The 7,649-nt window shown below is 54.7% G+C and carries 3 protein-coding genes and 5 pseudogenes; 2 read left to right on the top strand and 6 right to left on the bottom strand.

Going from position 1 to position 7,649, the window contains the following annotated elements; genetic code table 11:
* The 3 pseudogenes from AB4Y34_RS40045 to AB4Y34_RS40035 all read right to left on the bottom strand — a co-directional run.
* Positions 1–298, bottom strand: a pseudogene (locus AB4Y34_RS40045) (type II secretion system protein GspD); the annotation flags it as partial.
* A 401-nt stretch (positions 299–699) separates the two neighbouring features.
* Positions 700–1,659 (bottom strand): annotated as a pseudogene (locus AB4Y34_RS40040) (protease pro-enzyme activation domain-containing protein); the annotation flags it as partial.
* Between the two features lie 1,143 nt (positions 1,660–2,802).
* Positions 2,803–2,928: pseudogene (locus AB4Y34_RS40035) on the bottom strand (IS3 family transposase); the annotation flags it as partial.
* 68 nt (positions 2,929–2,996) lie between these two features.
* Here AB4Y34_RS40035 and AB4Y34_RS40030 point away from each other — a divergent pair.
* Positions 2,997–3,139 (top strand): annotated as a pseudogene (locus AB4Y34_RS40030) (IS6 family transposase); the annotation flags it as partial.
* Between the two features lie 71 nt (positions 3,140–3,210).
* Here AB4Y34_RS40030 and AB4Y34_RS40025 read toward each other — a convergent pair.
* The 3 genes from AB4Y34_RS40025 to AB4Y34_RS40015 all read right to left on the bottom strand — a co-directional run bounded on the left by AB4Y34_RS40025 (position 3,211) and on the right by AB4Y34_RS40015 (position 5,811).
* Positions 3,211–3,522, bottom strand: coding sequence for a DUF3757 domain-containing protein (locus AB4Y34_RS40025; RefSeq protein WP_368719145.1), 312 nt, complete (start codon positions 3,520–3,522; stop codon positions 3,211–3,213).
* Positions 3,523–4,094: 572 nt separating this feature from the next.
* Entirely contained in the window at positions 4,095–4,388 is a 294-nt protein-coding gene (locus AB4Y34_RS40020) for a DUF3757 domain-containing protein (RefSeq protein ID WP_176370116.1), read from the bottom strand.
* Positions 4,389–5,592: 1,204 nt separating this feature from the next.
* A complete protein-coding gene (locus AB4Y34_RS40015; RefSeq protein ID WP_176370115.1) occupies positions 5,593–5,811 on the bottom strand; it encodes a cold-shock protein in 219 nt (72 codons plus the stop codon).
* A gap of 1,377 nt (positions 5,812–7,188) precedes the next feature.
* Here AB4Y34_RS40015 and AB4Y34_RS40010 point away from each other — a divergent pair.
* Positions 7,189–7,523: pseudogene (locus AB4Y34_RS40010) on the top strand (transposase); the annotation flags it as partial.
* Positions 7,524–7,649: the final 126 nt, after the last annotated feature.

The raw sequence follows: 7,649 nt of genomic DNA, 5'->3' as shown, positions 1-7,649 counted from the left end.
CCTCGGGCACCACTTTCAGCACGCCATGATCCTGCACGAGCGCGAACCCCTGCATGCGCAGCGCGGACTGCAGGGTTTTGAGCGCCTGATCCTGAGGCACAGAATTTTCGGACACGAGGTTCAGTTGCCCCTTCACCCGCGGATCGACGATGATCGTCTTGCCGGTCGCCGCGCCGATCGCCTTGGCGACCTGGTCGATGTCGGCGTTGACGAAGTTGAGTGTCACCTGCGCGTGTGCAGTTTGCGCGGTGATCAGTCCAGCCAGCAGCAATGCAGTTGCGATGCGAGATAAAGCCATACCATTTGTTTTCCGAAATTTTGATGATTGTGTGAAAATTCAATGTGAGAGCGACGAAACGGCAGGTTCGCCCTTACACCACTTTGCTGGGAGGACGGCCAGAAAACAGCACAGCGCAGTCCACCTTTCGGGCCTTACCGGGTCACCTAAAATTGGTCTTTGCCAATGACGGCTACAGCGTCATAACTTGCAATTGGCTGCCGTCGGTCGGGTCGCGTGCGCCGGTCTTGCTATCGCGGTAGCGCGGCGCGCGACATACCTTATGCGCAAATGCAAAACCTGTTGAAATTTGGATGCGGCCTTGTTCTTCGACCCAAATGAAGTCCGTTGCGCCCATGTGCTCGTAGAAGAGAAAATTCCAGCCACGACGCCCACCGCAAACTAAGGGCCCAATTGGCATGGTCGTTGCCGTCACCGCTCAGGGCCGGATAGAAGATTAGCTCCTTGACGCCGCCGGATGTGCCAATGATGACCTGGCTGTCGAGAGCCCACTCGCGATCGTCGTCATCGTGGACCGGGATGCCCGACCCATCCTCGACGACCGCCGTGTTGACCTTCGGCAGGTGTGCGTTTTGCGTGAAGGCGTTTAGGTCGGCAATGGTCTGAGTCATGTCGCCCCAAGTGATGATGCCGACCGTCGTGTTGGTCGCGGCGGGCAGACTGCTCGCGTCATAGATCTTCGCAAAATCGGTTGGCTGGTGGCCGACCAGCTGCGACGCGTCTGTCGTGTTCTTCTCAATAGAGTTCGGTTCGATGACCGTTTCCGGCGCGAAGCGTTGAAGCATGCTGTGCGGCACGACCGCATTCTGCAGGCCGAGTACCGAATCAACGACCGAGCCGAGCGATGGCGGAACAAAGGCTGACAAATCGTTCCCGTAGACCGGCTTGCCGTTATAGTTGAAGCGCTTGATACTCGTCTGGAAGGCGCTTTGCACGTTGTTTGCGTTGCCATCGGTGAAGATCAGCATGTTGTTCTCCGATACGGAGACGTTGCCAAAGCCGTTCACCTTCAGATGAGCGACTACGGCGGCGACCTGCGCGTCGGTCGGCGAGAAGCGCGCCTTGAACTCGGCCGGCGTGAGGTACTTGTGGAAACTGGCGCTACCCGGCTGATTGAGGTCGCGTAGGAAGCTGTCGAGCTGGTCCACGTTGCGGTGCTTCAGTGCCACGGTGATGTGCAGCGGCTGACTCAATTCGAGTGGCGTCACATTCGTATCAGTCAGCGCCGGATTGCTGAGACTGTTCAGGGAGTAGCGGCGCGCCGCATTGGGGCCCGCCGATGCCGGCGTATTCGACAGGAGGAACGCTTGGGTCCGGGTCGAGACCCAATTGGTCGTCGCTCGGGCGGGCAGCGGGATCATCGTGACCGCTACGCCAAGCGACAGGGCCGCCAGTTCAAAGGCTCTTAGGAACTTGCGATTGCCGAAATGAATTGTCTGCACTAGAAGCTCCGAGATTCCAACGAAGTTGGGATGCAGCGGCACGCCCGCCAGACTCCCAGAGAAGAATTTGTACCGCCTCGACATGATCCGTGTCGGTTCCATACTTTCATCTTCCAGCGTTGATGGCACGTGTATATAGTGATATTGGGCATCGAACCAAGGAGACCTATTCTTGGACACGTAGCCCCTCGTCAGGCAATGCGCCTTGCAGCAGGTCAAAGGGCTTGACTGCGGCGCGGACAGAAGCCGGTCGGGGGACGATGTTGCCGTCAACGCTTAACTCGACCGCCATCTCTTCGAGAGCTGCGGCGACGTCTGTCACGTTGCATGGAGTATGAAATTCCAACTTTGGACGGCATTCGGGATATTGCGTTAATGCTTACGAGCCTTGCCATGATTTCTCAAAGTGAATTTGCCCCAAAATATGCGCGCCCCCCGGAACAGATCGCAGATCCTTGGTACGATATGTCACCGTATAAGAGTTGGTTACGATGGCGTTAGTCCGACCGCTCGCGAGCAAATTAGCCGGATACCTACCGTACGCTTCTAATGTGGGCGGATCACTTTAAAGGGCGAAGCGCATCAGATTGCGCTCCGGAGTTTCTGCCACGACGCAAGAAAATTGGAATCAATAAAAGTGATATCGCGATTTATGGCGGGATTGCAGGATTTGCTGATGCTTGCGCATGGATATGCCGATCCCCTCATAGCGAAGTACGCATGGCTGACTACCAGTATGGCCCGGACCGAGCCCCCCCACTGCTCGAGAGTTGAGAGGCGAAACAATCGTACAGAAGTACATGCTGGGATCTTCCTCGCCGTTGCGCGGAGGGTACGTAGCCTGTTTCGTCGGGGGGGGGGGCATTCAATTCAACGGGGCAACCTGCTTGTTGCATTGACGGATGTAGCACATGAGTTCTTCATCGAGGTCCCGGGTGCTGGTGATACCCCGCGCGTGATGAGTCGCGCTGGATGCAGTCAATCGGTCCTCGACATGGTTCAGCCATGACAAATACGTGAGGTTGTAATGTATCGAGACATTCGTTTGGTCAGCAGAACGGCGCGCAACCGTTTTATTCGGTGCACGCCCATATGAACTTCATGCTCCTCGAGATATTTCTGCAAGCGTTCAAGACCAAAGCATTCTTGCGTACGCGGATGCGCGGTGGGAACCTTGGCTTCTAAGCGCTGCCCGCACCGGAGGTCAAATATTTGGCGAACAGGCAAGGCGCCTACGCCGTAGGAACTCGGTGTGAAGTTATTCGACGGCGAAAGCGGAAGCATCGGAACTCGCTGGCGTAAAGCATGTATTCGTCAAAGCGTCGGCAGGAGTGAACAACCGCACTGAAAACAGTCATCTGCCCCCCCCCGCCGGCGCCAGGTGCCGGGTTTCCGCGATTCACGCGTCGAAGTCTCTGCAATCTGCCAACAGGCCTCACTCGAAGCCTTCCTTAAGATTCCACAGATTGTTCACGGCCGTCGGACAAGATCGAAACTACAATCCAACGCGGACTGCGCAGTGCATTCATAGTAGCTAGGACCGTAAGGATCATGTTTCTGACGCCACGTGCTTACGTCCACCGATAAATCCGGTTGTGGACGCCTCGGCAAGAATTCTAAATCTGCGTAGTCGCCGTCACCAACAAGCTCGTATGAGCAGCTCACTGCCGCTCGCGATCCACTATCCATCGCTGGATGGACTTTTGCAGAGCTAAATTTAGTGATGCCACCGTCATCGTCCAGCCCAATGCCCAACCATGTACCCTCACCATCGCTAGTCATTGCCATGTACGTGTCCCCATTTTTTTCGATTGCGGTGACACTCGGGCAGCTTTCGGCAACACATGACACGATGCGCCAAGCGCGAGCGTAAAAACAAAAATACCTTTCTTCATCGGTTATATCCTTCATATTACACAACGGTCTGCTAATCTAAATATTTCTAACGATATTGTCACGTTGCTGAATGAGTTGGATAAATCTGGATCGCAAACAACTCGCATCCCGATTCGCTGCGTGGTGGGAATTCGCCGACATGGCTCAAAATCCGTTGACTGTCTTGTTAGCGATTGACTCTTCGGCGCAGTCCACACTACTGCCGACAAGTTGACAGTGCTGCGAGATAGCCTAGACGTCGCGGCTTCTGCGATTGCACCAACACGTCTTCCACTGGAAGCTGCTCAAGCTTTCACCGATTGCTCAAGACGGTCGAACGACAACGAACCTACAACGCCAAGCGGCCGGATCAGTGCACTCGTAGTAGTCAGGGTTGTACGGGCCATTTTTTCTGCGCCATTGATTCAGATCGCGCAAATCCAAAGCCGGTAGCGGAGACCTAGGTATGTACTGTAGATTCACATAGCCCCCCTGGAAAGTTCGTAGGAGCACTTGACTAACGCTGATTGACCGGTGCCAGCATTATCAAGCTGCGCTGGATAAAACGTGGCCGAGGAAAATTCCTTGATACTACCTTCGTCCGGCCCTTTCACAATACCTAGCCATATACCCTCGTTATCGCTGGCTGTTGCGGCGTACACACTCCCTGCCATCTTGATCTCGCCGCGCATCGGGCAGCCTTCGAATGTTTCAGCAGACACGTGATAAGATGCGCCGAGCGCAAGCGTAAGAACGAAAAGACTCTTCTTCATTGTCTCGAATCCTCTATGTTGTAGGGGGTACATCCATAAAATCACTTATGCATGAAATAATGAATTTGATAATAGATCTTGATGCGAAATAGATTGCGTATAATGGATAGTCAATTGCCACTTTCGATGATCTGAAATTCTTCGCGAATAAAATTTAGCACTCGGGTTTATACCGCAATAGCGGCGACCACATCAAATAAAGACTATTTATGCTGGGGGCAATATTTTTGATGGCTATGTCAAAGCCCCTGTCTATAATCGTTGGAGGTTGCGAGCGAACGGCACCTGAATTGATCCATTTGATTAGTAAGAAGACGTCGCAGCGCGTCAATCATGTCAACGCCAGACTGTTCTGGCCTTGTAGCGCCCATTTTTAGCCTAGCCCAGTTCCGGTGCCCGGATCTAATCACGCATCAGTGCCCCGTACTACCCGAGCGTCGTAGGAGCGACTGGATCGAGGAGGACGCGCGTGTGTCTGCTGTGGCATCCTTACCTGACCCGGAACTACTTTGGTGGAGTGACGGGTGCTTCGCACTCGCGCGTGGGTTAATGCGCGTGGCCATCGGCTCGACGCTCTGCGCGACAGGGGCAACACTGACCCTCGAACAGTAACCCGTTATGGCGGGGTGACAATCGGCGTGCTATGGCTCTGGCGCAGATGATTCCAATGCGCGTCAAGTTCGTCGATGTCTTCCCTCATCGCAAGCGCCTGAAGCTTGTCTATCCAAGACTGCCAGTATCAGCTCGTCGCAAATGGATAATGTGAGCGTACTCGTTTCGCTCTTCAGTCTCTTGAAGAAGCCTTCTGCGAGCGGGTGGCCCTGGTATTCGTCGTGTTCGGAATTTGCCCTAAGGTCTAAGTCGAGCAAAAGTGCTGCTGGATCTGGCGAAGCATGATGGAAAGTCCCGCGTACGATCCGAATATCGAGACCCGTGCATCTGTAGTTCGCCTCCTCCTCCGGGGTAGGTTGGTGCCGGGTTCAGCGCGGTCATGAACACGCACGGAGATTTGTGGAAAACATGCCTTTGATGGGTCAGCTGAGGTGTCGGCCTTCGACGTTCGATATTCGCTCAGTCCGTCGGGAAAGCAAATGCACCCACTGCTTCAATCGTCACTCGAAGCGAAAAACGCTATACCGGATGAGGCCTTGGTCGTCGACCGTACGCCACAAGTGTGATGTTCACGGCGCCGTCTCAAGAGCCGCTAGCGACGTCGGTTGTCAATCGGGCGGATCTTTACTGCCTGCTTGCCTGCAGGTCTTTGCTTCACATCGAAGCTCACTCGCTGATTTGCGTACAGTGTGCGGAAACCGTGCACTTGGATTTCGGAGAAATGCGCAAATAGGTCATCGCCACCGTCGTCTGGCGCAATGAAGCCGAAACCCTTCACATAGTCAAACCATTTCACCGTACCGGTTGCCATTTTCTGTAGTTTCCAAAGACACCGATGGACCGGCCCATTGCACTGTCAACTGAATTGGCTGCTGCTTGTCGAGCAAAAGGCATTCGCAAGGAACAAGCGCTACATATGCGCTGATACCATTTTGCGTGGCCGCGGAGAGAAAAGCGGTCTTCCGTGATCAGCATCGAGCATGTCTTGATGGCGTATATTGCGCATGTCATATTAGAGGGCGTTAGCTGCCACGGATGACGGCAAACCATGCCTTGCTCGCACACGTTTCGAATAGCCGCAGCGCCTTGACCTGCATGCCACAGGCAAATGAATTAGAACGCACGTTTCGCCCCCTGGCCCATTACCCCTTCCGGGTCTGACGCGCGAGTTCGTTCGACTACGCATGCTCCTGCTCATTGGCCTATGTAATGTGCACCGTGCAAGCATCTCGGCCGGTCGATGCGGTGTAACTTCGATGCTCCGCCTGCGCTGATGAGCGTTGCGCACGGACTCCCTTTTCCCAAGTGGACTCCAACGTTCGCTTACCAGAATCACCGCACGGGGCCGGCCTTGGCGACTCAGCGGGATCCCGAAAATACGGTGCGCAATCCGTAACCATTGCTTGAAGCATCCTCGCGCTTAACAGCGTAGCGTTTGCTAAGGACATCTGCAACGAGAGGAGGTGTGGGTGCAGCACCCGTCACGACACACTCAGCCGCGAGAAGGGCATAACACGCGCTAGCGGCGCTTCCTAAGTTGCACTACTTCGGCAGCGGCAGCAAGTCGACACACCTTTAAGTCCGACTTATTGAAGGATAACTGCACACTAAAACGGCGACTTGATATTCATCAAGTACGTTGCTGATAAGCGCGACGTTGCACAGCATTAGTAAGAACCTCGTGAGCATGTGTGACACCGGTTCAAGTAACAGCGACTCCGATTGCTCGCAATAACCATAGGTTGAGGCAATGGGGTGGCGTGCCAGTCTCGCGACCCGATCAGATCCGTTTTCAACAGTCGAAGGAGTCTTCGCAAACAGCGTATCTGGCGAACAACCTTTAAGGATGAGCATTGCATCGCGCATCCGTGTGTCATCTAGGGCCGGCGATAGTGCAAACAACGGATCTGAGTGAATCACAGACAACACGTCGCTCCCGGTCACCGCTTTGATCGCGGCGTCCGGGTGCCGTTCGACCAAATGACAACGAGCCGATCCAAACAGTCGATCAGTAGCAAGAGATACATCTTACTAGCCCGAAACTGGAACTCGGTATGTCGCCTTTGTGATCTGAACACCAGACCGGTGATGACTTAGCAGGCGATTGAAATATCTCCGCGCACGTCATCCGCTCGGCAGGGGTAAACCTAGAAAACGAAGAATCGGACAACACGCTGAGGCTGAAGCGATGCGCGGAGCCGACGGCTATACCGAGTCGATGTTCACAGTGTCCAGGCTGGATGACTTCGTTCCGGCAATCACCCGTTGCGACCGATTCGGCTGTGGTTGAACGATGCGCTCACTCGCATGGATTCGGTCTTTTCGAGCATGTACGAGAGCGACGTGAAGGGCGGACGCCCGAGCATCGGGCCGCAGCAGCTGATTCGCGCGCTGCTGTTGCAAGTGCTGTATTCGATTCGCGGCGAACGCATGCTGACGGAGCAAATCTCCTACAACAGGCTGTTTCACCGGTTCGTCGGACAGCCGATGGACGAAGCGGTTTGTGACCACTCCACTTTTAGTGCGTATTTCGGATGAACGTGACCGGCCGTTTCGGGATCGTGACCGGCGATTTCGGCAACGTGACCGGTTATTTCGGGAACGTGACCGAGCGGACCGGATGGCTGGATTGGCGTTGCGCATGACATC

The sequence above is a fragment of the Paraburkholderia sp. BR10954 genome, assembly GCF_040965775.1.
In the GTDB taxonomy this organism is placed as follows: Bacteria; Pseudomonadota; Gammaproteobacteria; order Burkholderiales; family Burkholderiaceae; genus Paraburkholderia; species Paraburkholderia youngii.
The sequence above is the reverse complement of the archived record's forward strand: the minus strand, read 5'-3'. Positions and strand labels throughout refer to the sequence as shown.

Excerpts from the sequence above, each read along its gene's own strand:
- AB4Y34_RS40025 (WP_368719145.1), bottom strand. The coding sequence starts at position 3,522 with ATGACTAGCGATGGTGAGGGTACATGGTTGGGCATTGGGCTGGACGAT.
- AB4Y34_RS40020 (WP_176370116.1), bottom strand. The coding sequence starts at position 4,388 with ATGAAGAAGAGTCTTTTCGTTCTTACGCTTGCGCTCGGCGCATCTTAT.
- AB4Y34_RS40015 (WP_176370115.1), bottom strand. The coding sequence starts at position 5,811 with ATGGCAACCGGTACGGTGAAATGGTTTGACTATGTGAAGGGTTTCGGC.